Here is a 25616-nt window from a genome sequence, read left to right on the forward strand (position 1 = left end):
GCTCTTAAGACAGAGGTTCTGGACATCCGTCCATCGCCCCTCCCCACGCAGGCTAGCTAGTCCCATGACCGCCCCCTTGTTCAAGGGCGTGATCACCGCCCTGATCACACCACTTCATGACGGAAACGTGGACGAAGCCGCATTCGCCGCCCTCGTCGAGCGTCAGATCGCCGCAGGCGTGGACGGCATCGTTCCCGTCGGTACGACGGGCGAGGGCGCCAGCATGGATCTGGACGAGCACAAGCATGTGATCGGCCTGTGCGTGGGGCTGGTGGCAGGGCGGGCGAAGGTCATCGCGGGCACCGGGTCGCCTTACACCAAGGAAGCCATCGAGCTGACCCGTCACGCCAAGGCGGTGGGGGCGGATGGGGCCCTTATCGTCACCCCCTATTATATCCGGCCTTCGCAGGCTGGCATGGCGGCGCATTTCGAGGCCGTGGCCGACGCCGTCGAACTGCCGATCCTGCTTTACAATGTGCCGGGGCGAACCGGGGCCGATCTGGCCAATGAGACGGTGGCGCGGCTGGCCGCGCATCCGAACATCGTCGGCATCAAGGACGCCACCGGCGACATGAGCCGGGCGAGCTGGATGCGCGCCAATATCGACGGCCAGTTCGACCTGATCTCGGGGGATGATTCGAGCTATCTGGGTTATCATGCCCATGGCGGGGTCGGACTCATCTCGGTGGCGTCTAATGTCGCGCCCGAGGCCATGGTGGCCCTTCACAATGCTCTGGCGGCCGGGGATTACGCCGCCGCCCGCGACTGGCAGGATCGTCTGATCGGCCTGTGCAAGGCCCTGTTCCTCGATAATTCGCCTGCGCCGACCAAATACGCCTTGGCCCGGTTGGGCCTGTGCCGCGAGGAGGCGCGCCTGCCGCTGTCGCCGACCTCGGACGAGGTCAAGCCATTGATTGATCGCGCCATGGCGGATGCGGGCGTCGTCTGATGGCGCCGCAATCCCAGTCGAAGTCCAAGATCATCGCCGAGAACCGCCGCGCGCGGTTCGACTATTTCCTTGAGGACAATATCGAGGCCGGGATCCAGCTGCTGGGGACCGAGATCAAGGCGTTGCGGGACGGCCGGGCCAATATCGCCGAAAGCTATGCGGCGGTGGAGGGGCGCGAGATCGTCCTGATCAACGCCGATATCCCACCTTACAAGCAGGCCAACCGTTTCAATCACGAGCCGCGCCGGCCGCGCAAACTGCTGTTGCACAGAAAGCAGATCGACCGGTTGATCGGGGCGGTGCAGCGGGACGGTCAGACGATCATTCCGCTGAAACTGTATCTGAACGACGCGGGCAAGGCGAAGCTGGAGATCGCGCTCGCCAAGGGCAAGAAGCTGCACGACAAGCGCGAAGCTTCGGCCGAGCGCGACTGGCAACGCGACAAGGCCCGGCTGATGCGGGACAAGGGCTGAACCGAACAAACGACTTTCAGATCAAGCCAGGGGGCGAGCGTCCATAACCCCTGGCAGGTCCGCGAACCCATAGCTGGCCCGACCGCCTGTCCCCGCCGGCGGCGTGATGAGACCACCCGTCGCCAAGGCGAGTGCAGTGACCGCAACCACTATGACCGCGGCCAAGATGGCGAGTCTGCGCTCGCTGCGTGAAAATACCCCGTTCGTGCGTCGCATAGTCCAGCCTCCCGCTGGGAGACGAACGCCGAAGGCTCGCCTCTGTTCCGCCATATTTGGAGATTGGCGGATTCGTGCGACAGGCGAATAACAGTTGATGGTTAGCGGGCGATCAGGTCTCGCGCCCGCTCGAAGACGGCCTCGAACATGGCGGGAGTCAGTCGGCCCGTGTTCGTGTTCAGCCGTGAGCAGTGATAGGAATTCAGGATCATATAGCCGCCCGCTTCTCCCTCGGCCCCGTGACCGGCCGGCATGGCCGAGGCCGGCCGGCCGAAAGCCTTCAGGATATTGCGGCGAGAGACATCGCCAAGGGTGACGATCACTTTGAGATTGGGCAGCAGGGCCAGTCGGTCGATCAGGAAGGGGCGGCAGGTCGTTTCTTCGATCGGCAGGGGCTTGTTGCCCGGCGGGGCGCAGCGGACGGCGTTGGTGATCATACAGTCGACCAGTTTCAGATCGTCGTCGCCGTCCGGATCATAAGCCCCCTGAGCGAAGCCGGTCTTCTTCAGGGTGTCGTACAAGAGCCAGCCGGCGTGGTCGCCGGTGAAGGGGCGGCCCGTGCGGTTGGCGCCGGTGCGGCCCGGCGCCAGGCCGGCGACCAACAGGCGCGCGTTCGGATCGCCGAAGGACGGGGCAGGGCCGTTCCACCAATCGGGGTTCTGACGCGCATTGTCGTGGCGATACTCCACCAGACGGGGGCAGAGGGGGCAGTCGCGCGGCGGCTCGGGCGTCAGGCTCATTGGGCGGCGCCGGTCTTGGGTCGGCCGAACTCTGCCATCAGATCGCTCAGATCCAGGAAGGCGTCGGCCTGGCGGCGCAGTTCGTCGGCGATATGCGGCGGCTGAGTCTTCTGGGTCGAAATGACGGTGACGCGGACGCCCTTCGCCTGCACCGCCTGCACCACGCGGCGGAAGTCGCCGTCGCCCGAGAACAGCACGGCGTGATCGAGGTGTGGAGCCAACTCCAGCATATCGACCGCAATCTCGATATCCATATTGCCCTTGATCCGACTATGCCCCGAGCCGTCGGTGAACCGCTTCACCGGCTTGGTCACGACCGAGAAGCCGTTGTAGTCGAGCCAGTCCACCAGAGGCTTTACCGGCGAGAACTCTTCGCCCTCGACCACAGCCGTGTAATAATAGGCGCGTGTCAGGACGGATTTTTCGCGGAACCAGTCCAGCATCCGCTTGAAGTCGAGGTCGTGCTGTAGCGCGCGGGCGGCGGAGTAGAGGTTTGACCCGTCGATGAAGATCGCCAGGCGGTCGGTGGAATGAAACATGGTCGAAGCCGTCGAAAGGGATGAAAAATATGACGTCCCGGCGGGGGCTCCGGTCGATGTGGGAATCGACGGGGCGCTCGATCTGGACGCTGCAGTCATCGTGGCGCTGGGCTGTAATGACAAGGGGGTCTGGTCCTCTTGTCGCGAGGCGCTGGAGGCGGCGCTGGCGCGTTTCCGCATGGAAGGAATCGATGTTGTGGCCCGATCGTCCTGGTGGTCGTCGATGGCCTGGCCCGATCCGCAGGACCCGCCGTTTCTGAATGGGGTGGTAATTGTAGAGACCCGCCATGATCCACACGCCCTGATGGCGGCGCTGGGCCGGATCGAAGACGTGTTCGGTCGTCAGCGGTCGGTGCGCAATGCGCCGCGCACACTGGATCTGGATTTGGTCGCCTATGGACGGTTGAGCGGTGACCTGGATGGATTGATCCTGCCGCATCCCCGATCTGCGGAAAGGCGATTCGTCATGGGGCCGATCGCGGAGATCGCAGCGGCCTGGGTGCACCCCTACGGCGGCTTGGCGCGGGACTTGGCCGCCGCAGCGACCGTGGCGCAGGACGCCCATCCGATCTGACGCCGCACTTTCGCCCCGCTGGCGTTGCAAAACACAGTCCCTATCTGTATTTGACGCGGTTCTCCCCCGCGTTCGAGGAATTTTCATGGCCCGCGTCACCGTCGAAGACTGCATCGAGAAGGTCCCGAACCGCTTCGGCCTGGTTCTGCTGGCCGGTCACCGCGCCCGCAGCATCGCCAATGGCGCCGCCCTGACCATCGACCGCGACAACGACAAGAACCCCGTCGTGGCCCTGCGCGAGATCGCCGACGACACGGTCGTGCCGGACGAACTGCGCGAGACCATCATCACCACGCTGCAACGCGTCGATGAGCGGACCGAAGCCGAGGACGAAGCGGAAACCGTCGCCCTGCTGGCCGAACCGCAGCACATGAACATGGCCGAAGCCGAGTTGATCCGCGCCCTGCAAAGCGACCGTGACGGCGGCCAGGAGGAGCGGTACTGACGCCCGAGGGAGCCCCTGGCGTCACTATCCTGCCGGCGCGGACCGAAACGGTTCCGCCGGCGCCCCAAGCTGCGAACAAAAACGATCCCATGCCGACCGCTGACGATGCGGCGCCGACGCCGAAGCGCGCGCCCATCCTGCGCCAGTTCGAGCTGATCGAGGCCGTCAAGGCCTATGACCCCACCGCCGACGAAGCGCTGCTGAACCGCGCCTATGTCTATGCGATGAAGATGCACGGCTCACAGATGCGGGCCTCGGGCGATCCCTATTTCGCCCACCCGATCCAGGTCGCGGGCATACTGACCGACTACAAGCTCGACACCGCCACCATCGTCACAGCCCTGCTGCACGACGTGGTCGAGGACACCTCGGCGACGCGCGACGACATCGCCCAGATGTTCGGCGAGGAGGTGGCGGTCCTTGTCGAGGGCGTCACCAAGCTGAGCCGGCTGGAGCTTCAGGCCGAGCATACGCGCCAAGCCGAGAACCTGCGGAAATTCATTCTCGCCATCAGCCGGGACGTACGGGTGCTGTTGGTCAAGCTGGCCGACCGTCTGCACAATATGCGGACCCTCCAGTACGTGAAGCCGGAGAAGCGCGAGCGGATCAGTCGCGAGACCCTGGAAGTCTATGCACCGCTGGGACGGTCGATCGGCATTCACTCGATCGCGTCCGAACTGGAAGAACTGGCCTTCACCCACCTGAACCCGACGGCCAAGACCGCTATCGAGCGGCGGCTGGAGGCGCTGAAGCTGGAACACGGCCGCGCCATCGAAGGCGTGGCGGGCGAGGTCGAGCGGGTGCTGTCGGAGGCTGGGGTCGGCGCCCACGTCTTCGGCCGCCAGAAGACGCCCTATTCGATCTGGCGCAAACTGCAGCGCAAGTCGGTCGGCTTCTCGTCCCTGTCCGACATCTACGGTTTCCGCGTGATCGTGGAGGCGGAGGACGACTGTTACCGCGCCTTGGGCGTGATCCACCGCGAGTGGCCGATGGTGCCGGAGCGGTTCAAGGATTTTATCTCGACGCCCAAGTCGAACAACTATCGCTCGCTGCACACGACCGTCGTCGGGCCGCGGGGCCTGCGCATCGAGATGCAGATCCGCACCGAGGCGATGGACAGGGTCGCCGAGGACGGGGTCGCGGCCCACTGGCGTTACAAGAACAAGTCCTATGGGTTTGACCGCGAGGCGATGGAGCAGGGGGGCGGTCGCGACCCGCTGCAGAACCTGCGCCACTTGGTTCAGGTCATCGAGCACGGCGAGGGCGGCGAGGACTGGGTCGAGCACGCCAAGCTCGAAATGTATCTGGATCAGGTCTTCGTCTTTACGCCCAAGGGGCGGCTGGTGACCCTGCCGCGCGGCGGCATGCCGCTGGACTTCGCCTATGCCGTCCATACCGAGGTCGGGGACACGGCGGTCGGCGTCAAGGTCAACGGCGAGCTCAAGCCGATGCGCACGCCCTTGCAGAACGGCGATGTGGTCGAGATCATTCGGGGGGCCAAGCGGGAGGTGCCGGCCGACTGGCGCAGTCTGACCGTCACCGGGCGCGCGCGGTCCGCCATCCGGCGCCACATCCGCACCTCCGAGCGCGAGGAGTTCGTCAAACTGGGGCGCATCGCCTTGCAGCAGACCCTGGCGCGGATCGACAAGACCCTGGCTGAAGTGTCGTTGAAACCGATCCTGGAGACCCTGGCCGTCGCCGGCGACGACGATGTGTTTGAAAGCCTGGGCCGCGGCCGCCTGTCGCCTACTACGGTGGCCGAGACCTTGTTCCCCGCGCTGAAGGGACGGCTGAAGGCGGGGCCGGAGAAGCAGCGGATCGAGGGCGGCACAGCACGATTGTTCGTTCGGGGCGGCGGGCTGACGCCGGGCGTCAGCGTCCATTTCGGCCAATGTTGCACGCCGGTGCCGGGCGATCGGATCGTCGGCATTCTGGAGCCCGAGATTGGGCTGACCGTCCATACGATCGACTGCCAGTCGCTGGCGGCCTTCGCCGACGACGATTCGGTCTGGCACGATCTGCAATGGACGCCTCAGGCCGAAACCGACGCTGTGGCGGCGGTCCGCCTGAACGCCACCATCCGCAATGCCCCGGGCGTGCTGGGCCAGGTGACCACCCTGATCGGGGAGGCCGGCGGCAATATCATCAACTTGTCGATGGCCTATCGGCAGCAGGACTTCTTTGACGTGACCCTGGATGTCGAGGTCGAGGACGCGAAACACGCGACGATGATCATGGCGGCGCTGCGCGCCAATCCGTCGGTCGACAACGTGGATCGCGGTCGCGGCTGAGCCTTTCGCTCGGCGGAGCGAGGCGCTAAGACCGCCGCCATGAACACCCAAGATGTCCTCAACGAATTCCGCGACGCCGGCGCTCTGCGCGAAGGCCATTTCGTCCTGTCTTCCGGCCTGCACAGCCCGGTCTTTTTGCAGAAGAACCTGGTCTTTATGCAGACGGATCGCTGCGAGCGGTTGTGCAAGGCGCTGGCGGACAAGATCGTCGCGACCGTGGGGTCGGTGGACGTCGCCATTTCGCCGGCCGTAGGCGGGATTATTCCGGGCTATGAGACCGCGCGTCATCTCGGCGTGCCGTCGATGTATGTCGAGCGCGAGGGCGGTCAGTTCAAGCTGCGACGCGGCTTTTCGGTCGAGCCGGGGCAGAAGGTCGTGATGGTCGAGGACATCGTCACCACGGGCCTGTCGTCGCGCGAATGTATCGCGGCCATCCAGGCCGCCGGGGGCGAGGTTGTCGCCGCAGCCTGTATCGTCGATCGTTCCGGCGGCAAGGCGGACGTCGGCGTGCCGCTGATCGCCCTGGCTTCGCTGGAGGTGCCGGCCTATCCGGCCGACGCCCTGCCGGCGGAACTGGCGGCCCTGCCGATCGAAGATCCGGGCAGCCGCAGACTTTCGAAGTGATGTTCGGATTGGCGAGGAGCTGAGATGCGCGAACGGGTCAGGTTGGGCGTCAATATCGATCACGTCGCCACGGTGCGGAACGCCCGCGGCGGGACGCATCCGGACCCGGTTCGGGCCGCCGAGGCCGCGCTGGCCGCCGGCGCGGACGGGATCACCGCCCACCTGCGTGAGGACCGCCGTCATATCACCGACTCCGACATCGATGTGCTCAGCGCCCTGTGCGCGCGGGCGGGCAAGCCGCTGAACTTCGAGATGGCGGTGACGGACGAGATGCTGGCCATCGCCCTGCGCCATCGTCCCCATGCCGCCTGCCTGGTTCCGGAACGGCGCGAGGAAGTGACGACCGAGGGCGGGCTGGCGGTCGCCGGGTTCGAGGCGCGGATCGCGCCGGTGGCCAAGGCCTTGGCCCAGGCCGGTGTGCGGGTGTCGCTGTTCATCGAGCCGTCCGAGGCGCAGGTCGAGGCCGCTGCGGCTGTGGGCGCCCAGGTGGTGGAGTTCCACACCGGCCGCTATTGCCATCTGACCGATCCCGGCGAGCGAGAGGTGGAGTTTGAACGGATCGCGGCCGCTGCGGCCCAGGCCGACATTCTGGGCCTGGAGGTCCATGCCGGGCACGGTCTGGATTACGACACCTCCCCGCGCATGCTGGCCATTCCTGAAATCCGTGAGTTGAACATCGGTCATTTCCTGATCGGCGAATCCATCTTCGTCGGCCTGGACGCTGCGATCCGGCGGATGCGGGCGGCGATGGATGCGGCCAAGTGATCATCGGCGTCGGCGCGGACCTGTCGGACATCCGGCGGATCCAGGCCTCGCTGGATCGGTTCGGCGAGCGGTTCAAGCAGCGCTGTTTCACCGAGATCGAGCGGACGCGGTCGGATCGTAAGCCGGATCCGGCCTGGAGCTACGCCAAGCGGTTCGCGGCCAAGGAAGCCTGCGCCAAGGCGCTGGGCACGGGGATGCGCGCGGACGTCTATTGGCGCGACATGGGGGTGGTGAATCTGCGCTCCGGACAGCCGACCCTGGCCCTGACCGGTCATGCCGCCGAGCATCTGGCGCGGCTGACGCCGGCGGGGCATGAGGCGAAGATTCACCTGACCCTGAGCGACGAACACCCCTATGCGCTCGCCTTCGTGGTGATCGAAGCCTTGCCGCTGTCGTAATCGCGATATACCCCTCAGTGGACGACCGCGCAGACGCGGCAAGGGGATTCCTGATCGCATGAGCGAAGACCAGAAGCCGCAAGACGCCGATGCGGCCAAGACCAATGCGACCGACCCCACGCCGGAGGAGGTCTTCGCCGCGTCCGAGGCCGATGCGCCGGTCGAGGCCGTAAAGAGCGACACTGCTGAAAAGCGCCCGGTCTGGAGCGATGCCGGCGACGCGCCTTTTGACGACGCGGAGAAGACCCCGGTCTATGCGCGCAAGCCGGCCAAGGCGGCCAAGGCGGAGCCGAGCGCCGGGGATGAGACGATGGAGATCGTCAAGACGATCTTCTTCGCCCTGCTGATCGCCATGGTGCTGCGGATCTTCCTGTTCCAGCCCTTCACCATTCCCTCGGCCTCGATGGAGCCCAACCTGTACGAAGGCGACTATATCGTCGTGTCGAAGTGGTCGTACGGCTATTCGAAGCACTCGATCCCCTTCAGCCCGCCGCTGTTCGACGGTCGGGTGATGGGCTCGGCGCCGAAACGTGGCGATATCGTCGTGTTCAAGCTGCCGCGGGACGACAAGACGGACTTTATCAAGCGCGTTATCGGCCTGCCGGGCGACCGGATCCAGATGATCTCGAACAAGCTCTACATCAACGACAAGCCGGTTGAGGACGTCGTGGTCAGCGAGCGCGAGATCAACGACATCTTCGGCGCACATCCGGTCGCGCAGGTGCGCGAGACCCTGCCGGAAGGCAAGCGCTTCATGACCCAGGACTTCGGGCCCGGGAACGACCTGGACGATACGCCGGTCTATGAGGTGCCGGTCGGTCATTACTTCATGATGGGCGATAATCGGGACAACTCGATCGACAGCCGGGTCGAACAGTCCAGCGGCGTGGGCATGGTCCCGGCCGAAAACCTGGTCGGCAAGGCGCAGATCATCCTGTTCTCGTGGGAGCCCGGCTCGTCCCTGTTCAAGCCCTGGACCTGGGCCAATGTCCGGCTCGGACGGTTCTTCAACGTTCTGCACTGATGGCGAATACGAGGGCCGAAGCGGTCGCGGCGCTGGAGACGCGGGTCGGCCATAGCTTCAAGGACAAGGGGCTGCTGGAGCGGGCCCTGACCCACGCCAGTGTCGGCGAGGGCGCGCCGGTCGGCGTCCACGGGCCACGCGACAACGAGCGGCTGGAGTTCCTGGGCGACCGGGTGCTGGGCCTGCTGGTGGCCGAGAAACTGTCGCGGGACTATCCCACGGCCCACGAAGGCGAACTGTCGTCCAGCCTGCATGCGTTGGTCGACAAGACGGCCTGCGCGCGGGTGGGGGAAGCCCTGGGCGTCGGTCCAGCCCTGCGTCTGTCGCCGGGCGAGACCAAGACGGGCGGGCGGCGCAAGGCCGGGGTCATCGCCGATGCGGTCGAGGCCATTCTGGCGGCTGTCTATCTGGACGGCGGGCTGGAGGCGGCGCGGGCCTTCTTCGACAAGGCCTGGGCGGCCGAGTTCGCGGCCCCGCCGTCGCGGTCCGTGACCAACCCCAAGTCGGCCCTCCAAGAGTGGGCCCAGGGGCAGGGGCGGCCGCTGCCGACCTATCGGGTTGCGGATCGGACGGGTTCGGATCATGCGCCGACATTCACCGTCGAGGTGTCGGTCGAAGGCGTGGAGCCCTTGACCGCACAGGGGCGTTCGCGTCAGGAGGCGGAGAAGGCGGCCGCAACGGCTCTCCTCAAACGTGAAGGCGTCATTTGACCGATATTGAAAACCAGCGCGCGGGCTTCGCCGCCATCATCGGCGCGCCGAACGCCGGCAAGTCCACGCTGGTCAACCGGCTGACCGGGTCCAAGGTCTCCATCGTCACCCAGAAGGTGCAGACGACGCGGTTCCCGGTGCGCGGCATCGCCATGGAAGGCGAGGCCCAAATCGTGCTGGTGGACACCCCCGGCATCTTCACCCCGCGCCGTCGCCTGGACCGGGCCATGGTCGCCTCGGCCTGGGGCGGGGCGCAGGACGCGGACGTGGTCGTCCACCTGATCGACGCCCAGTCGCACATCAACTCGGAAGGCCGCGAAGGCACGGCGGCGGACCGCCGCTCGGCCGAGGACACCGAGACCATCATCGCCAATCTTCAATCCACCGGGACGAAGGTCATTTTGGCGCTGAACAAGATCGACGGCATGCGCCGCGACACCCTGCTGGCCCTGTCGCAGACACTGTTCGAGAGCGGCGTCTATGAGGAGGTCTATATGATCTCTGCGGCCAACGGCGACGGGGTCGAGGACCTGAAACAACGGCTGGCGCGGTCGATGCCCAAGGGGCCGTGGCTGTATCCCGAGGATCAGGCGGCGGACGTGCCGGTGCGGGTTCTGGCGGCCGAGATCACGCGCGAGAAGGTCTATCTGCGCGTCCACGAGGAACTGCCCTATTCGGCGGCGGTTGAGACCACCAGCTTCGAGGACCGCGCCGACGGCTCGGCCCGGATCGAACAGACCATCTATGTCGAGCGCGAGAGCCAGCGGCCCATCGTCCTGGGCAAGGGCGGCCAGACGCTGAAATGGATCGGCCAGAAGGCGCGCGAGGAGCTGAACGAGATCCTCGGTCGTCAGGTCCACCTGTTCCTGACCGTGAAGGTCGATCCGAAGTGGCAGGATTCGCGGGCGCTCTACGCCCAGTTCGGTCTCGATTTCGACGTCTGAGTTCCCGTGTTTGAAGTGCCGCGTACCCCTGGGGGCCATCCCCGGCTTGTTCTGGGCGTCCTGGGGGCGCTGATCCTCGGCGGCGTGGTCTGGGCCGGGTTTTCGACGTCGGTCAAACCCGTCAGCGATGCGATGCGGGCGGCGACTAGCCTCGAGACGCCGCCGCGGCCGCCCTTGGTCGTGGTCGAGGATCTGCCGCAGCTGGCGGCGCGGCTGGAGCGCGAGGGCGCGGCCGGGCGGTTCATGGGCGGGGTTCTGGTGGCCAAAGGCGACCAAGTCCTGTTCCGACAGGTCTATGGCAAGGCGAACTATGAGCAGGACCGGCCGCTGAAGCTCGACTCGCGCTTCCGGCTGGCCTCGATCTCCAAACAGTTCACGGCGGCGGCCATTCTGCATCTTCAGGATGAGGGGCGGCTGAGCGTCTCCGATCCGGTCTGCAAATGGATCCAGCCTTGTCCGAAGGCGTGGGAGCCGGTGCGGATCAGCCATCTGTTGTCGCACACCTCGGGTATTCCGGACCTGATGGCGCGGCCGGGCTGGGGCATGCGGCGCACGACGCCGGCGACCCTGAACGAGCTGACCGAGGATTCGAAGCGGTTCGGCCTGCAGTTCGCGCCGGGGACCAAGGTTCGGTACGACAATGCGGGCTTCAACCTGGCGGCGGCCATCGTCGAGAAGGCCAGCGGCCGGCCCTATCAAGCCTATATGCGCGAGACCTTCTTTGGTCCTCTGGGCATGAAGGACAGCGGGCTGGACCTGGACGGCGGCGACCATGGGGCGATCATGGGTTACGCCAACTTCCCCGCAGGACTGGCGGCCCAGCCGAACGCCAACACCTCCATCGTCGCCGGCGCAGGCGCGGTCTATTCGACGCTGGACGATTTGCTCGTCTGGCAGAGGGCGTTGCATCGCGGGGAACTGCTGAAGCCCTTCAGCTATCAGCAGATGCTGGCCGACCATGCGCCGGCGGACGCGCCCAAGGAGCGCGGCCGTCCACGCCGTGACTGGGGCTACGGGATCTTCTCGAACCGGCTGGGCGATCAGGTCCAGCCCAGTTTCCAGGATCGCCAAATCTACCATACCGGCAGCTGGGGCGGGTTCCGCAATCTGATGCTGTACCAGCCGGAGGCCGATGTGACGGTGATCGTGTTGTCCAACAATTATCACTTGCGCGACCAGGTCTTCCTGATCAGCCAGCAGGCCATGGCCGAGGCCCTGGGGCGCGAGTTCCCGACGACCCTGGACCGATAGGCCCAAGCCAGCGGCGTGGCGCAAAAACAGGGCGCCAAACGTGCCAAACGCGCCAAACGCGCCATCCATCAGTCTCCCCATCCACTCCCGGCGCCCAGTCTAAGGGCGTTTGAGGGCGCGGTGAGATGAAGGGTGAAAACGGGGCGCAAAGCCTTGCGCCGCCGTGTTCAGGATGGATGGGAAATAAATTTGGGCCGTCAGGCGGGGAGCATGGACCCTGTGTCGATGTAGCGCTGGTGCCAGGACAGGGCTTCGTTCAGCAGGTGGGGCGACTGAAGCCCGTAGGAGCCCTTCAGAGCGCGCTCGTAATAGTCGGTCAGGCCGTCGCGGTATTTGGGGTGGGCGCAGTGGGCGATGATCAGCTTGGCGCGCTGTTTCGGCGACAGGCCGCGCAGATCGGCCAGACCCTGTTCGGTGACGATGACCTGGACGTCCTGGGTGATGTGGTCGACGTGGCTGGCCATGGGGACGATGGCCGAGATGGCGCCGCCCTTGGCCGTTGAAGGCGTCACGAAACAGGAGATGAAGGCGTTGCGCGAGAAGTCGCCGGAGCCGCCGATGCCGTTCTGGATGCGCGACCCCATGACCTGGGTCGAGTTGACGTTGCCGTAGATGTCGGCCTCGATGAGACCGTTCATGGCGATACAGCCCAGGCGGCGGATCAGCTCGGGATGGTTCGAGATCTCCTGTGGGCGAAGGATGATCTTGCCGCGGAACTGCTCCATCCGGCTGTTCATATCCGCTGCGGCTTCCGGGCTGAGGGAGAAGGCGGTGGCGGAGGCGACGGTCAGCTTGCCGGCGTCCAGCAGGTCCAGCATTCCGTCCTGGATCACCTCGGTATAGGCGGCCATCCGTTCGAACGGGCTGTCCATCAGGCCCGCCAGGACGGCGTTCGCGACATTGCCGACGCCCGACTGAAGCGGCAGCAGGGCGGCGGGCAGGCGGCCGACCCGGACCTCGTGCTTCAGGAACTCGATCAGGTGGCCGGCGATGGCGCGGGCGTTGGCGTCCGGCGCGGCGAAGGGCAGGTTGCGGTCGGGGGCCTCGGTCTCGACGATGGCGACGATCTTGTCCGGATCGCAGCGGAAGGTCGGCTGGCCGATCAGCTGGTCGGGCCGGGTCAGGGGGATGGGGACCCGGTCGGGCGGCAGGGCCGTGCCGTAGTAGATGTCGTGCATCCCCTCCAGCGCCGGATTCTGCCAGGCGTTGACCTCCAGGATCACCCGCTCGGCCCGGTCCAGCCAGGTCTTGTTGTTGCCGATGGAGGAGGAGGGCACCAGGCTGCCGTCGGCGTTGATGGCCGAGACCTCGACCACGGCGGTGTCCAGCGGGCCCAGCACGCCCTGCCAGACCATGGGGGCCAGCTGGCTGAGGTGCATGTCCAGATAGTCCATCTGGCCGGAGTTGATCTTCTCGCGCGCGATGGGGTCTGAGTTGTAGGGCAGGCGGCGTTCGATCCCGTCGGCCTTGGCCAGGGCGCCGTCCAGTTCCGGGCCGGTGGAGGCGCCGGTCCAGAGGTTCAGCCGGAAGGCGTCGCCGGCGGCGTGGGCCGCTTCGATCCGCGTGGCCAGGGCGGCGGGGACGGCCTTGGGATAGCCCGAGCCGGTGAAGCCGCTCATGCCCACGGTCGAGCCGGCGGGGATCAGGGCGGCGGCGTCATGGGCGGACATCAGCCGGGAGCGGAGGGATTGGCTGCGGATACGCGACATGGAGCTCTTCAAGGTTGCGGCCGGGGAGGGCCTGGGCGTCTCGGTTAGGCGGCGCCGCTAAGGCGATCCATTCGACCTTGGTCGAGGATGGGCGGTGCGTCCATGATCTCCGTCAAATGATCCGTCCGATCCTATGGAACGCCAGACGGAACCGTCGGTTAGCCAGAGACCGACAGGAAGGATCGCCATGAAAGCCCTTGTTCTGAACTGCACGCTCAAGCCGTCGCCGGAGACCTCGAGCACCGAAGCCCTTGCCCAGGTGGTGATCGACGAGCTGGAGAAGGGCGGGGCCGAGGTCGAGATGGTTCGGCTGGTCGACCTGAACATCAAGCCGGGGGTGAAGACGGACCAGGGGGCGGACGACGATTGGCCCGCCGTGCATGAAAAGATCATGGCCGCCAATATCGTCGTCTTCGCCACCCCGACCTGGGTCGGGCAGATGTCCAGCGTCTGCATGCGCGCCCTGGAGCGGATGGACGCCCTGTTCGAGGAGACGGACGACAGCGGCCGACCTGTGGCCTTCGGCAAGGTGGGCGGCATCGTCATCACCGGCAACGAGGACGGGGCGCACCACATTGTTGCGACCGTGTCTCAGGCCTTGATCGACATGGGGTTCACCATGGCGGCGCAGAGCTGGACCTATTGGCACCTGGGTCCGGGGCCGGGGCCGGACTATGTCGAGACCGACGAGGGGCACGACTATTCGGATCGGGTCGGGCGCAACGCGGCGCGGAATATGGCGGCGCTGGCCAAGGTGCTGAAACCCGACACCTACCCCGTTCCCGAAAGCGGAGAACAGGACTAGAACAGGCGACATGATCGCCGTTCTGCTCACCGCCCTGGTTCTTCAATCCGCGCCGCCGCTGGCGGCCATGGTTCCCCCGCGGGACGACAGTATCGGCATCGCCGCCCAGCAGGGGGCGGACGAGGCGGCCGCGACCCTGGATCGGATGCACCAGGCGGCGGCGGAGGCGGACGGCGAAACCTATTTCGCCCAGTTCAGCAGCGGCGCCCGTTTCATCGGGACCGACGCCTCGGAGCATTGGGATATTTCCGCGTTCAAGGCCTATGCGGAACCGATATTTGCGCGGGGACAGGGCTGGACCTATCGCCCCTATGACCGGACCCTGATCATCTCGGGCGACTTCGCCTGGTTCGACGAAAAGCTGGACAACGACTCCTATGGCGCGCTGCGGGGGTCCGGGCTGCTGAGGCGGACCGGGCCGGGCAATGTCTGGAAGATCGAGCAATATGTGCTCAGTTTCACGGTGCCGAACGACCGGGCCGACGCGGTTGTCGACGCGATCAAGTCCGCGCCCGCCGACTGATGGATTTCCATGAAGAGGCTTTTGTTTTGTCGGCGCGCAGCCATGGCGACACCGGCGCTGTGGTGGACCTGCTGACCGAGACCCACGGGCGGCGCGCGGCCTATGTGGCGGGGGGCGCGTCGCGAAAAATGCGACCCTTTCTGCAGGCTGGGGCGCGGGTCGTCGCCGACTATCGGGCGCGGACGTCGGATCATCTGGGCGGGGCGCGGCTGGAGCCGGTGGGCGAAGGGCCCAGCGCCCTGTTCGACGACGCCCTGGCCCTGACCGGCCTGGCGGCGGCGGCGGGGGTGGCCCAAGGCGCCTTGCCGGAGCGCGAGCCGCATCCGGGCGTGTTTCTGGCCTTTGAAGCCCTGATGGCGGCCTTCGCCTTGCCGGAGGTCTGGCCGGCCATCTTCGTACGGTTCGAGGCGGGGCTGCTGGAGGATTTGGGGTTCGGGCTCGATCTGTCGAAATGCGCGGCGACGGGGACGGCGGACGATCTGATCTATGTCAGTCCGCGCACCGGGCGGGCGGTCAGCCGCGCGGCGGGCGCCCCCTATGCCGACAAGATGCTGACCCTGCCGCCCTTCATGCTGGGGGCGCAGGCCGGCTTGGTCGAAGGCGACGTCAAGGCGGGATTCGACCTGACCGGCCATTTCCTGGAGCAGTTCGTCTTCCACCCGCAGAACAAGCCTCTGCCGCCCGCCCGGGTCTGGATGCTGGACAAGCTGGCCGAGACGGGACGGCTGTAGAGCGCCGCCCCGTCGTTTTCAGCGTCAGGCCTGCCACACCATGCTGGCGATCCCGACCTCTCGGTTCGGGGTATAGGTGATGGTGAAGCCCTGCAATTGGGCCAACTCGGCCTGGGATTCCGGCGAGAAGAAGATACCCAGGGCGATCTTGTGCGCAGGGGCCAGATCCATGCCCAAGGCGCCGTTCAGCTTCCAGACGTCGTAGCGAAGGCCATCGACGAAGGCGCCCCAGTTGCGCAAGGACTCGCACTTCATCTCGACGACGATCTCGTCCGTCGGCGGATTCTGGAAGGGATCGTTGATCAGGAAGTCGGCGCGGGAATTGTCAGGGTAGACTCGCGCTTCGCGCAAGATCCAGGCGTCCGGAGCCGCAGCATTGACGGCGCCGGCGATCTCCGCCTGGGCCCAGGCTTCCCAACCGCCCTGTAACGGCCAGACTTTGCGGATGCGGTCGACGTTGGCGTCAGCCCAGCCCTGAACCAGGGCGAGAAAATCGCGGGGTGAAAGCGGCATTGGACCAGTTCTCCGATGAGGGGCCGGCTTCACCGCCGGCGGTTGAGTGGGCGAGCGGGCGGCGCCAGGCGCGAAGGGCTCTCGCCGCGTCGCCTTGGCGGCGAGGCTGAGGAGCAGCAGGTCGAAAGCGGTCCCCATGGATGACACCTCCCTGGTCTGTTCGGCAGGGCGGGAAGCCATGACCCTGCGCCTGGATCGCCCGAGGAGGATGACGGCGGGCGGCGCGCTCCGTGAACGAGCATGGAAAAAGAAAATCAACCAAGAGTGGTTCACATCCGTCGAGTTCGGACGTCATGCCTGTGGAGGTCGTCCTAAGCGGGGCCGGGCGATCTTCTTCCAGCGGGCCTCGATCCAACGGGTAAGGAGACAACTCATGGCTATTCCGACACCGGTGAACGGGCAGATCACCGACGCCGTCACCCAGGCGAATGTGAAGGTTCTAGGCGACGCCCCGGCCATGGCCATGGGGGCCATCTATCAGTCGCTCGCCCATTCCACGGGCATCCTCTACGAGAACGCCACCTCGTCGCAGCAGCAACTGGCGATCGCGGCCCAGGCCGCCACCAACCAGGGCGTCATCCAGATCTACAGCGTGGACACCATGGCCGGCGCCGTGGCGACCTCGAAGATCGCCCAGTCCGATACGCCCGACAACATGCTGTCCCTGCTGACCGCGTTGCGCGCCGTCGGGCCGCACGCCGCCGTTTCCTGATTTTCGCTGCAACCCTCATTCAAAGGATTTAAGACATGGCGCTTCCGACACCCGTCAACGGCATGATCACCGACGCCGTCACCCAGGCCAACGTCAAGGTGCTGGGCGACGCTCCGGCCATGGCCATGGGCGCGATCTATCAGTCGCTCGCCCACTCGACCGGTATTCTCTACGAAAACGCCACCTCGTCGCAGCAGCAGCTGGCCATCGCCGGTCAGGCCGCGACCAACCAGGGCGTGATCCAGATCTACAGCGTGGACACGATGGCCGGCGCTGTCGCCGCCAGCAAGATCAGCCAATCGGACACGCCCGACAACATGATGGCCTTGCTGACCGCCCTGCGGGCGACGGCGGCCTGACGCCGACGACGGATATCCCTGACAGCCGCGGCGGGAGACTTGCGCCCGCCGCGCCCACCCCTGGAGGACGGCCATGGCCGAGGCGAAGACGACCGACAAACCGGCGGACAAGGCGGCGGAAGGCTCGACGGCGCGCCTGGGCGACTTCGAGGACGTCATGAAGCTGATGCTTGAACTCAGCAAGAATCCGGCGACCGCCCCGACGGCGGAAGCGGTGGCCAACACCCTGCTGACCGTCATCGGGTCGGGACCGAGCTTCGCCGCGATGCAGAGCCTAGTCGCCGCCAATCAGGCCAGCGGCATGATGTACCACAACGCCGTCGCCAATCAGCAGACCACCAATATCCTGGGCATGGTCGCCACCATGAACTGCGTCCAGGCCCTGATGGACAAGCCATCGGTCATCCCGTGGCCGGATCTGACGCCGCGTCGTGAGGAGGCGTTCGAATGAGCCCGCAGACCAGACGCGAAACGCGCGAAGACCGGCGGGAGCACGATGTCTGTCGCGACGAGTCTCTGCTGCTGTGCGCCGGGGCGGGCCTATGCCAGGCCAGCCTGATCACCATCATGGCTTCGGCGGACGCTTTCGCCGCCCGGTTGGCGGCGTCGACCCTTCAAGCGGCGGAGTTGGCGACGCTGCAGACGCGGTATCTCGCCGCCAGCCTGGCGGAGATGCAGACGCTGCGCGCGGCGGCGCCTGTCGTCGCACCCGCAGCGCTCGCGGCGCACGCCGTGTCCCAGGTCCGCCAGGACCCGCCGTCGGCCTTTTACGGCGCGCCGGTCGTCACCTGAGGCAAGAAGAAGGGGGGCTTCGTCATGACAGACACCGTCAATTCGCAGATCACCGACGCCGTCACCCAGACCAACGTCAAGGTGCTGGGCGAGGGACCGGCCGAGGCCGTGGCCATTTCGGTCCAGGCCGTGGCCCACGCCACCAGCCTGTCGGTCGAGAACGCCAGTCAGGCCCAGGGCGGGATGCAACAGATCAATAATGCCGCGGTCGGCGCTCTGATCGCCAAAATCCTCGAAATACCGGCCTGAGCCATGGCCTATCCGACCCCCGTCAACAGCCAGATCACCGATGCGGTGACGCAGCAGAACCTGATGGTCCTGGGCGCCGCCTCGACCATCGCCATGGGCTCGATCTATCAGAGCGCCGCCCATTCGATGTCGATCGCCTTCGCGAACGCGGTCCAGACGCAGCGCCAGGCGTCAATCTGCGCCCAAGCGGCGACCAACCAGGGGGTCATGCAGGTCTATGAGATGGGCAGCATGGTCTCGGCCATGGCCACCACGCGGATCGCCCACAAGGCGCCCGCATCCAACAGTCTGGAAAATGCGCTCGTCCTGCTTGTCGCCCTCAAATTGCTGAAACTCTAGAACGTCAGGATCTGAACCATGGCCGCCGACACGCCCGTCAACTCGCAGGTCACCGACGCGGTCACACAGACCAACGTCAAGGTGCTGGGCGAAGCGCCGGCCCAGTCCATGGCGCTGGTCTATCAGAGCATGGCCCATTCGATTTCGCTGGCCATGCAGAATGCGCAACAGGCCCAAGGCGGGCTGCAGCAGATCGGCAACGCCGTGACCTCGAGCGCCGTCACCATGATCATGAACGCGGCGCAGAAATAAGCGCCAGACCTGAAGAGAAAGCCGCCCCGCCGTGACCGATGCCGTCAACAGCCAGATCAAGGACGCCGTCCAGACCTCGACCAACTGGGCGCTGGGATTCGCGACCCTGGACGATGGCACGCCGGCCAGTTCCACGCGGGTCTCGGCCGGAGGCGTCATCGCCTATGACAAGGCCACCCAGGCCGCCGCCCTGTCGGTCCAGGACGCCGCCGACTATCAGCGCAACGTCCTGTCGATCAGCACCACCGTGCAGGGCAAGGCCATGGCGATGATGCTGGCCTCGGGCGGAATGAGCGAGCCGGCCCTGATCGCCTACGCCATGGCCCTGGTCAGCTCGTTCGCGGCGCCGATCGCGGCGGGGCTGGCGGCGGAGTCCGTCACCAAGGCGGTCCAGACCTTCCCTAGAAACTGAACCCAGAACCAAGGAGCATGCCATGTCCAGTTTGACGGTGTTGAAGACCAGCGAAGCCGAGGCCGTTGTTGAAGAGGCCCAGGCGCTGGAACGGGAGACGCGGTCCGACACCGAACGGTGGCTGAACGCCGCCGACGACCTGTCGAATGCCGAGCGGCTGGAAGACAGCCAGGCGCGGTACCAGGAGCTGCGCGCCGCAGCCCAGATCTTGGTCGCCCTGCTTTATCGTATCCAAGAGCCGCTGCTGGCCGATCCCTATGCGCCCCTTGCGGCCGCCTCAATGAACAAGGCCAAGGCGCTGCTGGCGGATATAGAGGCGGGCGAACTGGTCGAGAAGGTCACGCTGGTTCCGGCGTCGTCGGACAAGGAATGACCCGGAAGAGGGGGCTCGCCATGGCCGAAGACCAGCGGGGGGACTCGGCTGAACCGGCGGCGCCGGGATCCGGTAAGGATCCTGTCGTCCTGGCCGCGCAGCGCATGGTCGTGGAGATGTTCAGCATGGCCGCCAAACAGATGCCTGACCTGATGAAGGCGCAGGTCCTGGGTCAGGCGCCCAACCAGGCGGCGGCCAGCGCCGAGGTCCAGAAATTCACCGAGGACATGCTCTCTCAATTGCAGGCCCAGGTGACACGGGCGCTGGGCGTGGAGCCCGAGGCAAAGGGAGACAAGACGTGAGCGACGCTCATGGCGCGGCGGGGCGCCACCTGTATGATTCCATATCGGAGCAGAAGCATTCGGTGGTCGACAGTTTCGCCGATCAACGCACCGTGCTGAAGCGGGCGGTGGCCGAGCAGCGGCTGGCCGCCATGCCGGAAGACATGCGACGCGCCGAGATGGGACCGTCGGCCCAGATCAGTATCGAGATCGTCGAGGCCTTGCAGAAGATCATCGCCCGCGAGGTGACCCGGCAACTGGATCTGGCCATCTGCGCCATGATCGAACGGAGCAAGGCCGAGCCCGCAACCGCAACCGCCGAAACCTGAGGCCGCGAAGCGGACCAGGCTTTCAGAAGACCACCCAATGAAAAGGCCGCCGAAGCGATCCGGCGGCCTTTTTGTCGTCCAGGCGGCGTCCGATCAGAAGCGGAAGCTGGCCCGCAGCAGAAGCGAATAGCGGACGTAGTCCTCGAGCAGTTCGGCATCGCCGGTCAGGGACAGCATGCCCAGGTCGTTGCCCAGGTTCAGGCGGAAACCGAGGATCAGGCCGCCGCCCTCGACCGCGTCGGGCGACAGGACGAAGTCCGGGCCGCCGCTGGCGAAGCGGGCGATGGTCTCGCCGGCGTCGACCGACAGGTTCTGACGATAGCCGATGCGCAGTTCGGGGCGGATCCAGCCGTCGCGGCCGAAGCCGTAGCCCACGTTCATCGCCGCGACAGCGGAGAAGATGTGGCTGTCGCGCGAATCGATGTCGAGGTCGAAGCCGTCGCCGCCGCCGCTTTCGGTACGAGAGCCTTCCGACAGGCGGAAGTACTCGGCATAGACTTCGGGGCGCACGTTCAGGCGACCGTAGTTGCGCTCATAGGAGGCGCCGCCAGCCGCCGCAGCCGTCCAGCCGTGCCAGTCGGAAGTGTTGTTCAGATAGACGCCGTCGGCGACCAAAGAACGGTCGGCGCTGAAGCTGGCGTAGCCGCCGGCTGCGCGGGCCCAGGTCGTCCAGTACTGACCCTGGGCGCGCCAATAGAGGCCCAGTTCCAGAAGATTGGCGGACAGGATTTCCTCGGCCTCGGCTTCGGGATCCTCGATATCGGAAGAGGTGAAGGCGGCCGTGACGCCGAAGGCGCCGACGCTGGTGCCCTTTTCAACGCCACCGGCGACGCCGAAGCCTTCCGAACGGAAGCCATAGGAGTCGGTCTTGTCCTTGTCGGCGTAGAAGTTGATTTCCTGGACCCAGGCGCTGGTCTCGCCGGGCGCGGCGGAGGCGTTGCGGCCCGTCAGGGCGCGCGTCACGGCGTCCACGCCGGCCGACAGGGACATCAGCGGACCGCCCGAGTGATCGGGAAGCATCTGCTCATAGACGTTGGCGAAACCCTCGCGGGTCGTCTGGCTGAGGAACAGGTTCTGAAGCGTCGTATTGTCGCCGAGGGCGGCGTAAACCGCGTCGAAGGCCGAAGCCTCGACCGGGATCAGACCGGCCTCTTCGGCCGTGCGACGGCGGGCGTCGACATAGACCTTTCCTGCAGTGGTGTCGGCCCCGGCGGAGACGACATAGAGGTAGGGCGAATTCTCGCCCAGCAGGGTCTGGTCGATCGTCCCGACGGTCAGCGAACCCGCGCTGATGACGTCGAAGCGAGCCGGGTCTTGCAGCAGGGTGGCGAAGCGGACGCCGAGCGCGGCGCCGGTCGCGATATTGGCCGCACCGCTGACGTTGAAGCCGCCGGCGTTGTTCGCCGCCGGATCGACGGTGAGCACGAGCGTGCCGTCCGCGCCGACGTTCAGGCTTGAGATGTTGGTGGTCGTGGTCTGATTGGCGAACAGGGAGCCGTTCGTCACATTGAGCGCCAGCCCGGCCGCGTTCGTGATCGAGCCGGAAATCGCAGCGCCGCCGGTGACGTTCATCGTGTCGGCGCCGCCGCCGAACGAGATGTCGCCGATGATGGTGCCGTTCTCGATGTTCAGAGTGTCGCCGCCCGAGCCAAGCCGGATGGCGCCGACCATCGTAGGTTCAGCGCTGTCGGGCACGCCGTCCTTGTCGGTGTCGGTTGCAGTGCTGCCGGCGGCGGCGGCGACGCCGTACTGACGGAAGACGACCCCGGTGGTGTTGGCCGACAGATCGACGGCTATGGCTTCACCATCCTGAGCCGTGGTGTCGGTGGTGTCCGGGCTAATCCCGACCGCGATGGTGCCGGCGTTGGTGAACTGGGTCAGGGCGCCGGAAGAATCCCGAACGGCGACTGCGTCGCCGTGGTTTCCGGTGAAGCGCGACGTAATCACCCCGGTGTTGGTCATGGAGGATACGTTGGCGCCCGCGCCGATCAGAACCGCCGTAGAGGTCGTGGCCGTGCTGCCCGAGGCGCCGGCCTGGATGGTGCCCGTGTTGGAGAGAGCTGGGGCGGTGACATTGGCGCCGATCCAGATCGCCGTGGCGTCAGCCGTCGTCGCCGAGGCGGAAATCGTGCCCTCGTTTCTGACGCCGCCTGCGACTGTCACGGCCTGGCCGCCGGCCACGCCCAGTTGAAGGGCGCGTGATTCAATGCCCGAATAAACGCCCGAGCCGGTTATGGCTCCGCGGTTTATCAAGCCGTAGGCGGAATCGCCTGCGCCGACAGCGCCCAGGGCCACGGTGTTGGTCGTGGAGCCGATCAATAGGGCCGGTGCGCCGCCCAGCGACGTGAGGGACGCCGCGGTTTCGCTGCTGTCCAGGATGCCGTCCCCGTCGCGATCCGTGTCGGTGCGATTGATGACGCCGTCGCCGTCGCTGTCTTCATCGCCGTTCTTAATGTTGTCGCCGTCGTCATCGCCCTCGATGCCGCCGGCGCCGTAGGTCGGACCGGTGTCAAGCACGACGCCGCCGTTGATGTCTGCGGCCACACGCACGGCCGGGCCACCCTGCAACTTGTCGTCGGCGTCCAATTCGTCGAGATAGAGTGCAGTGTCTGAAACCGTTCCCGACGTCGGCCGTACCGGCGGGGGCGTGGTGTAGCGATAGCCGGTCGTCGTGACGGCGGAATGGATCTTCAGGGCGCCGCCCACATCGCCTTCGATCGACACCCCGGTCGCGCCTGCGCCTGTCGCCGTGATCGAACCGGCCAGATCGATATTGCCGGACACGGCGCCGGTGGTGCGAACTCCGACCGTGCCGTCGCCGAGCACGCGGACCGTACTGAGGCTTTGCAGGCGGCCGTTCAGGTCTGTCTCGACCGCCAGGCCGTAGCTGTTGTTCCCCTCGACGGTGATCGCGCTGGTCGGTTCGAGGGTGATGTTGCCGGTGAAGGCGGAGGGGCCGGCGACGCGCACGCCATAGCGGCCTGTTCCGGTCGCGAAGGGACCGTCGATATCGCCGTCGCTGTCGGTGTCCTTGTAGTCGGCATCTTCCAGCGAATCGGTGACGGAGATGGAGCCGCCCATGGCGAGCGAGCCGGTGTTGCCGCCGTTCACCAGAATGCCGGTTGCGCCGTCCGCCGACTTGGCCATGGAGATGGAGCCGCCGCTATCGACGTCGAGCGTGTTGTTCGAATCCAGCGTCATGGCCGCGCCGGAGGTGACGGCGATCGAACCGCCGCTGGCGATACGGACGTTGTCGGCCGCCGTGCCGGTGGCGTTGGACGTCTGGATCGGCGTCGTGCGCGCGGTCGAGACGACGACCTCGGCTTGAGCGCCCGTCACAGCCAACAAGGGAGCGATCGCTACGGCGGTCGCGAGCAGAATACGCATTCGGAAGAAAACCCCTGGTGGCCACGCGATCACGAACAAGGCGGTCCATTACAGGATCGACGCCAACCTTGCTCAAGTTTATCGAATTTGAGGCGAATGCAAGGCCGCGTTCAGCATGTTGCTGTTCCGCGTCAGGCCTGCAGCCTGATGAAACGTCCGAATTTGCGGGGTGTTGTGGGGGGTGCGGAAGGATTTCCGACGCGGCTATTGAGCTTTGCCGCGCCGGGGTCTAGGGGCGGAAGCATGGTCAAACGCGTTTCACGACGACGCATCCAATCCACGCCCTCCGGCGTTGGCGAGCCCAGACCAGACGAGAACCTCTTCATGACACTGACCGACCTCGACGTTCACGAAAGCGAGCTCCGGCTGATTCCCGGACTGGACGTCGAAGTCGCGGACACCCTGAGGGCGCTGAAGCTGGCGGCGATGGACGATCGGCCTCGGCTGGTGGACAGCACCATGTTGTATGCGCCGCGTTCCGGCGGGGTGAAGCGCTATCTTTTGTCTAAGAAGGCCTGGATCGAGGCCAACCGTCCGGGGGTCAGTCATTCGCTGATCGTGCCGGGCGCGCGACACAAGGCGCGAACCGACGGGATCGTGCAACTGCGGGCGACGAAGCTGCCGTTCGGGGACGGCTACCGCTGGCCCAGTTCGGTCAAGCGCTGGAGCGCCTGGGTGGCGGCGATGAAGCCCTCGATCATCGAGGCGGGCGATCCCTATACGCCGGGGCAGGGCGCCCTGGAGGCGGGGCAAAGGGTGGGTTGCCCGGTGGTCGGCTTCTGTCATTCGGATCCGGCGAGCCTAGCGGCTCTGCACTTCGGCGAATGGGCCAAGAAGCCGGTGGAAAAGCGCTGGGCCCGCCTGTTCTCGCAGTTCGACCGGGTCATTTCGCCCAGCCGATTCATCGCGCGGCGGCTGGAAGAGGCCGGGGTGAGCAATATCGTCATCCGCCCGCTGGGCGTCGAGATCGACACCTTCCGGCCCGATCGTCGGGATCGTCCGTGGCTGTTGAAGGAGTTGGGCCTGGGCGAAGACGCCCGGCTGCTGTGCTTCGCCGGACGCCCGGCCAAGGAAAAGAATGTCGATATCCTGATTGAGGCCGTCCAGAAGCTGGGCGCGCCCTATCATCTGGTGCTGGTCGGCGCCGGGTCGGGCATGCCTGACGAAGATCGGGTGATTTCGATGCCCTATGAGAAGGATCCGAAAGCCGTGGCCCGGATCATCGCCAGCTGCGACGCCTTCGTTCACGCCAATGACAAGGAGCCGTTCGGCCTGATCGTGCTGGAGGCCATGGCCTGTGGTCGTCCCGTGGTCGGGGTCAACGCCGGCGGCGTGGCCGAGACGGTCGATGAGTCGGTCGGCCAACTGGCGGCCAGCGCCGAGGCCGGCGCCTATGCCGAGGCGGTGGAGGCCCTGTTTGCGAGGGACATCGAGGCCATCGGCCGCGCCGCGCGGGACAAGGCCGTCAACCAATTCGCCTGGAATCGGGTCTTCGAGGACCTGTGCATGGTCTATGGCGAGCTGACGGGCGAAGCCGCCTTCGTGCAGCCCGACGAGGCCTTCGCCGTCCACTGAGGCCGGCGCGAAAATCCAGGAAATGAGGCGATGTCTTCCGCCCGTCAGAGAGCGGGGGCGCGCCACTTCTTTGTCTGTAAGAAGTGGCGCGAGTGACGGGGCTCGAACCCGCGACCTCCGGCGTGACAGGCCGGCACTCTAACCAACTGAGCTACACCCGCGTATCAGGTCGAAACTTTTGAGTTGTTTCGAAAACTTAGAGAGGGAAGGCGGTAGCGCCACTCTGTCTATTTCTAGAAAGAGTGGCGCGAGTGACGGGGCTCGAACCCGCGACCTCCGGCGTGACAGGCCGGCACTCTAACCAACTGAGCTACACCCGCGTTTCCCGGCCG

Annotated in this window: 32 protein-coding genes and 2 tRNA genes; 27 read left to right on the forward strand and 7 right to left on the reverse strand. The window is 66.1% G+C overall.

From position 1 onward, the window contains the following. Positions 1-64 precede the first annotated feature (64 nt). Positions 65-949, forward strand: a complete 885-nt coding sequence (dapA, locus tag PKE72_RS14190; RefSeq protein WP_271166028.1) for a 4-hydroxy-tetrahydrodipicolinate synthase — start codon at positions 65-67, stop codon at positions 947-949. Beyond that, a complete protein-coding gene (smpB, locus tag PKE72_RS14195) occupies positions 949-1422 on the forward strand; it encodes an SsrA-binding protein SmpB (RefSeq protein ID WP_271166029.1) in 474 nt (157 codons plus the stop codon). Before dapA ends, smpB begins: the two co-directional genes overlap by 1 nt. A gap of 317 nt (positions 1423-1739) precedes the next feature. On the opposite strand, the gene PKE72_RS14200 is transcribed toward smpB, so the two are convergent. Both PKE72_RS14200 and PKE72_RS14205 read right to left on the reverse strand, forming a co-directional pair. Next, positions 1740-2378: a uracil-DNA glycosylase gene (locus PKE72_RS14200; protein WP_271166030.1), complete on the reverse strand. Its 639-nt coding sequence runs from the start codon at positions 2376-2378 to the stop codon at positions 1740-1742. Beyond that, positions 2375-2917 (reverse strand): LabA-like NYN domain-containing protein, encoded by a 543-nt coding sequence (locus PKE72_RS14205; protein WP_271166031.1) that lies wholly within the window; start codon positions 2915-2917, stop codon positions 2375-2377. The genes PKE72_RS14200 and PKE72_RS14205 overlap by 4 nt, the downstream gene beginning before the upstream one ends. On the opposite strand from PKE72_RS14205, the gene folK reads away from it, so the two are divergent. The 10 genes from folK to PKE72_RS14255 all read left to right on the forward strand — a co-directional run bounded on the left by folK (position 2916) and on the right by PKE72_RS14255 (position 11943). After that, positions 2916-3491: a 2-amino-4-hydroxy-6-hydroxymethyldihydropteridine diphosphokinase gene (gene folK / locus PKE72_RS14210; RefSeq protein ID WP_271166032.1), complete on the forward strand. Its 576-nt coding sequence runs from the start codon at positions 2916-2918 to the stop codon at positions 3489-3491. The genes PKE72_RS14205 and folK overlap by 2 nt on opposite strands. Before the next feature lie 85 nt (positions 3492-3576). Beyond that, the gene (gene rpoZ / locus PKE72_RS14215) at positions 3577-3936 is read left to right on the forward strand and encodes a DNA-directed RNA polymerase subunit omega (RefSeq protein ID WP_271166033.1); all 360 of its coding nucleotides are present in this window, start codon (positions 3577-3579) and stop codon (positions 3934-3936) included. Between the two features lie 89 nt (positions 3937-4025). Next, on the forward strand, positions 4026-6227 hold the full coding sequence (locus PKE72_RS14220; RefSeq protein ID WP_271166034.1) for a RelA/SpoT family protein: 2202 nt from the start codon (positions 4026-4028) through the stop codon (positions 6225-6227). 39 nt (positions 6228-6266) lie between these two features. Next, positions 6267-6851 (forward strand): orotate phosphoribosyltransferase, encoded by a 585-nt coding sequence (pyrE, locus tag PKE72_RS14225; RefSeq protein WP_271166035.1) that lies wholly within the window; start codon positions 6267-6269, stop codon positions 6849-6851. A 24-nt stretch (positions 6852-6875) separates the two neighbouring features. After that, a complete protein-coding gene (locus PKE72_RS14230; protein ID WP_271166036.1) occupies positions 6876-7616 on the forward strand; it encodes a pyridoxine 5'-phosphate synthase in 741 nt (246 codons plus the stop codon). Continuing rightward, a complete protein-coding gene (gene acpS / locus PKE72_RS14235) occupies positions 7613-8014 on the forward strand; it encodes a holo-ACP synthase (RefSeq protein WP_271166037.1) in 402 nt (133 codons plus the stop codon). The genes PKE72_RS14230 and acpS overlap by 4 nt, the downstream gene beginning before the upstream one ends. Before the next feature lie 58 nt (positions 8015-8072). Beyond that, positions 8073-9038, forward strand: a complete 966-nt coding sequence (gene lepB, locus PKE72_RS14240; RefSeq protein WP_271166038.1) for a signal peptidase I — start codon at positions 8073-8075, stop codon at positions 9036-9038. Then, positions 9038-9748 (forward strand): ribonuclease III, encoded by a 711-nt coding sequence (gene rnc, locus PKE72_RS14245; RefSeq protein ID WP_271166039.1) that lies wholly within the window; start codon positions 9038-9040, stop codon positions 9746-9748. The genes lepB and rnc overlap by 1 nt, the downstream gene beginning before the upstream one ends. Next, the gene (gene era, locus PKE72_RS14250) at positions 9745-10692 is read left to right on the forward strand and encodes a GTPase Era (protein ID WP_271166040.1); all 948 of its coding nucleotides are present in this window, start codon (positions 9745-9747) and stop codon (positions 10690-10692) included. Before rnc ends, era begins: the two co-directional genes overlap by 4 nt. A gap of 15 nt (positions 10693-10707) precedes the next feature. Further along, positions 10708-11943 carry a serine hydrolase domain-containing protein gene (locus PKE72_RS14255; RefSeq protein ID WP_271166041.1) on the forward strand — a complete coding sequence of 412 codons (1236 nt, stop codon included), beginning with the start codon at positions 10708-10710 and terminating at the stop codon, positions 11941-11943. A gap of 197 nt (positions 11944-12140) precedes the next feature. Here PKE72_RS14255 and scpC read toward each other — a convergent pair whose 3' ends face one another. Beyond that, positions 12141-13652, reverse strand: a complete 1512-nt coding sequence (gene scpC / locus PKE72_RS14260) for a succinyl-CoA:acetate CoA-transferase ScpC (protein ID WP_271166042.1) — start codon at positions 13650-13652, stop codon at positions 12141-12143. Positions 13653-13839: 187 nt separating this feature from the next. On the opposite strand from scpC, the gene PKE72_RS14265 reads away from it, so the two are divergent. The 3 genes from PKE72_RS14265 to recO are packed head-to-tail and all read left to right on the forward strand — an operon-like array spanning position 13840 to position 15711. Next, entirely contained in the window at positions 13840-14457 is a 618-nt protein-coding gene (locus PKE72_RS14265; protein WP_271166043.1) for a flavodoxin family protein, read from the forward strand. A gap of 10 nt (positions 14458-14467) precedes the next feature. Then, positions 14468-14980: a nuclear transport factor 2 family protein gene (locus PKE72_RS14270; protein WP_271166044.1), complete on the forward strand. Its 513-nt coding sequence runs from the start codon at positions 14468-14470 to the stop codon at positions 14978-14980. Further along, positions 14980-15711, forward strand: coding sequence for a DNA repair protein RecO (gene recO / locus PKE72_RS14275; protein ID WP_271166045.1), 732 nt, complete (start codon positions 14980-14982; stop codon positions 15709-15711). The genes PKE72_RS14270 and recO overlap by 1 nt, the downstream gene beginning before the upstream one ends. A gap of 24 nt (positions 15712-15735) precedes the next feature. Here the strand turns inward: recO and PKE72_RS14280 are convergent, their stop codons facing one another. Beyond that, positions 15736-16362, reverse strand: a complete 627-nt coding sequence (locus PKE72_RS14280; protein ID WP_271166046.1) for a hypothetical protein — start codon at positions 16360-16362, stop codon at positions 15736-15738. A gap of 235 nt (positions 16363-16597) precedes the next feature. Between PKE72_RS14280 and PKE72_RS14285 the strand changes: the two genes are divergently transcribed. The 11 genes from PKE72_RS14285 (at position 16598) to PKE72_RS14335 (ending at position 20322) form a co-directional block, all read left to right on the forward strand. Then, positions 16598-16936 carry a RebB family R body protein gene (locus PKE72_RS14285; RefSeq protein WP_267513023.1) on the forward strand — a complete coding sequence of 113 codons (339 nt, stop codon included), beginning with the start codon at positions 16598-16600 and terminating at the stop codon, positions 16934-16936. Between the two features lie 35 nt (positions 16937-16971). After that, the gene (locus tag PKE72_RS14290) at positions 16972-17295 is read left to right on the forward strand and encodes a RebB family R body protein (protein ID WP_271166047.1); all 324 of its coding nucleotides are present in this window, start codon (positions 16972-16974) and stop codon (positions 17293-17295) included. Positions 17296-17368: 73 nt separating this feature from the next. Next, complete coding sequence (locus PKE72_RS14295) at positions 17369-17746, forward strand: RebB family R body protein (RefSeq protein ID WP_271166048.1); 378 nt, start codon at positions 17369-17371, stop codon at positions 17744-17746. After that, the gene (locus PKE72_RS14300; RefSeq protein WP_271166049.1) at positions 17743-18087 is read left to right on the forward strand and encodes a hypothetical protein; all 345 of its coding nucleotides are present in this window, start codon (positions 17743-17745) and stop codon (positions 18085-18087) included. The genes PKE72_RS14295 and PKE72_RS14300 overlap by 4 nt, the downstream gene beginning before the upstream one ends. Before the next feature lie 24 nt (positions 18088-18111). Continuing rightward, positions 18112-18336: a RebB family R body protein gene (locus PKE72_RS14305; protein ID WP_267513027.1), complete on the forward strand. Its 225-nt coding sequence runs from the start codon at positions 18112-18114 to the stop codon at positions 18334-18336. Positions 18337-18339: 3 nt separating this feature from the next. Further along, entirely contained in the window at positions 18340-18675 is a 336-nt protein-coding gene (locus tag PKE72_RS14310) for a RebB family R body protein (protein WP_271166050.1), read from the forward strand. Between the two features lie 18 nt (positions 18676-18693). Next, positions 18694-18927 (forward strand): RebB family R body protein, encoded by a 234-nt coding sequence (locus PKE72_RS14315; protein ID WP_008262209.1) that lies wholly within the window; start codon positions 18694-18696, stop codon positions 18925-18927. 31 nt (positions 18928-18958) lie between these two features. Beyond that, positions 18959-19339 carry a hypothetical protein gene (locus PKE72_RS14320; protein ID WP_271166051.1) on the forward strand — a complete coding sequence of 127 codons (381 nt, stop codon included), beginning with the start codon at positions 18959-18961 and terminating at the stop codon, positions 19337-19339. Positions 19340-19361: 22 nt separating this feature from the next. Then, positions 19362-19712, forward strand: a complete 351-nt coding sequence (locus PKE72_RS14325) for a hypothetical protein (RefSeq protein WP_271166052.1) — start codon at positions 19362-19364, stop codon at positions 19710-19712. Further along, positions 19709-20014, forward strand: coding sequence for a hypothetical protein (locus tag PKE72_RS14330; RefSeq protein ID WP_271166053.1), 306 nt, complete (start codon positions 19709-19711; stop codon positions 20012-20014). Before PKE72_RS14325 ends, PKE72_RS14330 begins: the two co-directional genes overlap by 4 nt. After that, entirely contained in the window at positions 20011-20322 is a 312-nt protein-coding gene (locus tag PKE72_RS14335; protein WP_271166054.1) for a hypothetical protein, read from the forward strand. Before PKE72_RS14330 ends, PKE72_RS14335 begins: the two co-directional genes overlap by 4 nt. Positions 20323-20415: 93 nt before the next feature. Here the strand turns inward: PKE72_RS14335 and PKE72_RS14340 are convergent, their stop codons facing one another. Next, positions 20416-23709 (reverse strand): autotransporter outer membrane beta-barrel domain-containing protein, encoded by a 3294-nt coding sequence (locus tag PKE72_RS14340; protein WP_271166055.1) that lies wholly within the window; start codon positions 23707-23709, stop codon positions 20416-20418. A gap of 324 nt (positions 23710-24033) precedes the next feature. Here PKE72_RS14340 and PKE72_RS14345 point away from each other — a divergent pair, with 324 nt between their 5' ends. Next, the gene (locus tag PKE72_RS14345; RefSeq protein WP_271166056.1) at positions 24034-25284 is read left to right on the forward strand and encodes a glycosyltransferase; all 1251 of its coding nucleotides are present in this window, start codon (positions 24034-24036) and stop codon (positions 25282-25284) included. An 84-nt stretch (positions 25285-25368) separates the two neighbouring features. Here the strand turns inward: PKE72_RS14345 and PKE72_RS14350 are convergent. Beyond that, positions 25369-25445, reverse strand: a tRNA-Asp gene (locus tag PKE72_RS14350). A gap of 82 nt (positions 25446-25527) precedes the next feature. Beyond that, positions 25528-25604 (reverse strand) — tRNA-Asp (locus PKE72_RS14355). Positions 25605-25616 lie beyond the last annotated feature (12 nt).

Source organism: Brevundimonas intermedia (assembly GCF_027922165.1).
Taxonomy (GTDB): domain Bacteria; phylum Pseudomonadota; class Alphaproteobacteria; order Caulobacterales; family Caulobacteraceae; genus Brevundimonas; species Brevundimonas intermedia.

Bases quoted from the DNA above. Each gene is read 5' to 3' on its own strand.
- dapA (WP_271166028.1), top strand. From the start codon at position 65: ATGACCGCCCCCTTGTTCAAGGGCGTGATCACCGCCCTGATCACACCA.
- smpB (WP_271166029.1), top strand. From the start codon at position 949: ATGGCGCCGCAATCCCAGTCGAAGTCCAAGATCATCGCCGAGAACCGC.
- PKE72_RS14200 (WP_271166030.1), bottom strand. From the start codon at position 2,378: ATGAGCCTGACGCCCGAGCCGCCGCGCGACTGCCCCCTCTGCCCCCGT.
- folK (WP_271166032.1), top strand. From the start codon at position 2,916: ATGGTCGAAGCCGTCGAAAGGGATGAAAAATATGACGTCCCGGCGGGG.
- PKE72_RS14205 (WP_271166031.1), bottom strand. From the start codon at position 2,917: ATGTTTCATTCCACCGACCGCCTGGCGATCTTCATCGACGGGTCAAAC.
- rpoZ (WP_271166033.1), top strand. From the start codon at position 3,577: ATGGCCCGCGTCACCGTCGAAGACTGCATCGAGAAGGTCCCGAACCGC.
- PKE72_RS14220 (WP_271166034.1), top strand. From the start codon at position 4,026: ATGCCGACCGCTGACGATGCGGCGCCGACGCCGAAGCGCGCGCCCATC.
- pyrE (WP_271166035.1), top strand. From the start codon at position 6,267: ATGAACACCCAAGATGTCCTCAACGAATTCCGCGACGCCGGCGCTCTG.
- PKE72_RS14230 (WP_271166036.1), top strand. From the start codon at position 6,876: ATGCGCGAACGGGTCAGGTTGGGCGTCAATATCGATCACGTCGCCACG.
- lepB (WP_271166038.1), top strand. From the start codon at position 8,073: ATGAGCGAAGACCAGAAGCCGCAAGACGCCGATGCGGCCAAGACCAAT.
- rnc (WP_271166039.1), top strand. From the start codon at position 9,038: ATGGCGAATACGAGGGCCGAAGCGGTCGCGGCGCTGGAGACGCGGGTC.
- scpC (WP_271166042.1), bottom strand. From the start codon at position 13,652: ATGTCGCGTATCCGCAGCCAATCCCTCCGCTCCCGGCTGATGTCCGCC.
- PKE72_RS14265 (WP_271166043.1), top strand. From the start codon at position 13,840: ATGAAAGCCCTTGTTCTGAACTGCACGCTCAAGCCGTCGCCGGAGACC.
- PKE72_RS14270 (WP_271166044.1), top strand. From the start codon at position 14,468: ATGATCGCCGTTCTGCTCACCGCCCTGGTTCTTCAATCCGCGCCGCCG.
- recO (WP_271166045.1), top strand. From the start codon at position 14,980: ATGGATTTCCATGAAGAGGCTTTTGTTTTGTCGGCGCGCAGCCATGGC.
- PKE72_RS14280 (WP_271166046.1), bottom strand. From the start codon at position 16,362: ATGGGGACCGCTTTCGACCTGCTGCTCCTCAGCCTCGCCGCCAAGGCG.
- PKE72_RS14285 (WP_267513023.1), top strand. From the start codon at position 16,598: ATGGCTATTCCGACACCGGTGAACGGGCAGATCACCGACGCCGTCACC.
- PKE72_RS14290 (WP_271166047.1), top strand. From the start codon at position 16,972: ATGGCGCTTCCGACACCCGTCAACGGCATGATCACCGACGCCGTCACC.
- PKE72_RS14295 (WP_271166048.1), top strand. From the start codon at position 17,369: ATGGCCGAGGCGAAGACGACCGACAAACCGGCGGACAAGGCGGCGGAA.
- PKE72_RS14300 (WP_271166049.1), top strand. From the start codon at position 17,743: ATGAGCCCGCAGACCAGACGCGAAACGCGCGAAGACCGGCGGGAGCAC.
- PKE72_RS14305 (WP_267513027.1), top strand. From the start codon at position 18,112: ATGACAGACACCGTCAATTCGCAGATCACCGACGCCGTCACCCAGACC.
- PKE72_RS14310 (WP_271166050.1), top strand. From the start codon at position 18,340: ATGGCCTATCCGACCCCCGTCAACAGCCAGATCACCGATGCGGTGACG.
- PKE72_RS14315 (WP_008262209.1), top strand. From the start codon at position 18,694: ATGGCCGCCGACACGCCCGTCAACTCGCAGGTCACCGACGCGGTCACA.
- PKE72_RS14325 (WP_271166052.1), top strand. From the start codon at position 19,362: ATGTCCAGTTTGACGGTGTTGAAGACCAGCGAAGCCGAGGCCGTTGTT.
- PKE72_RS14330 (WP_271166053.1), top strand. From the start codon at position 19,709: ATGACCCGGAAGAGGGGGCTCGCCATGGCCGAAGACCAGCGGGGGGAC.
- PKE72_RS14340 (WP_271166055.1), bottom strand. From the start codon at position 23,709: ATGCGTATTCTGCTCGCGACCGCCGTAGCGATCGCTCCCTTGTTGGCT.
- PKE72_RS14345 (WP_271166056.1), top strand. From the start codon at position 24,034: ATGACACTGACCGACCTCGACGTTCACGAAAGCGAGCTCCGGCTGATT.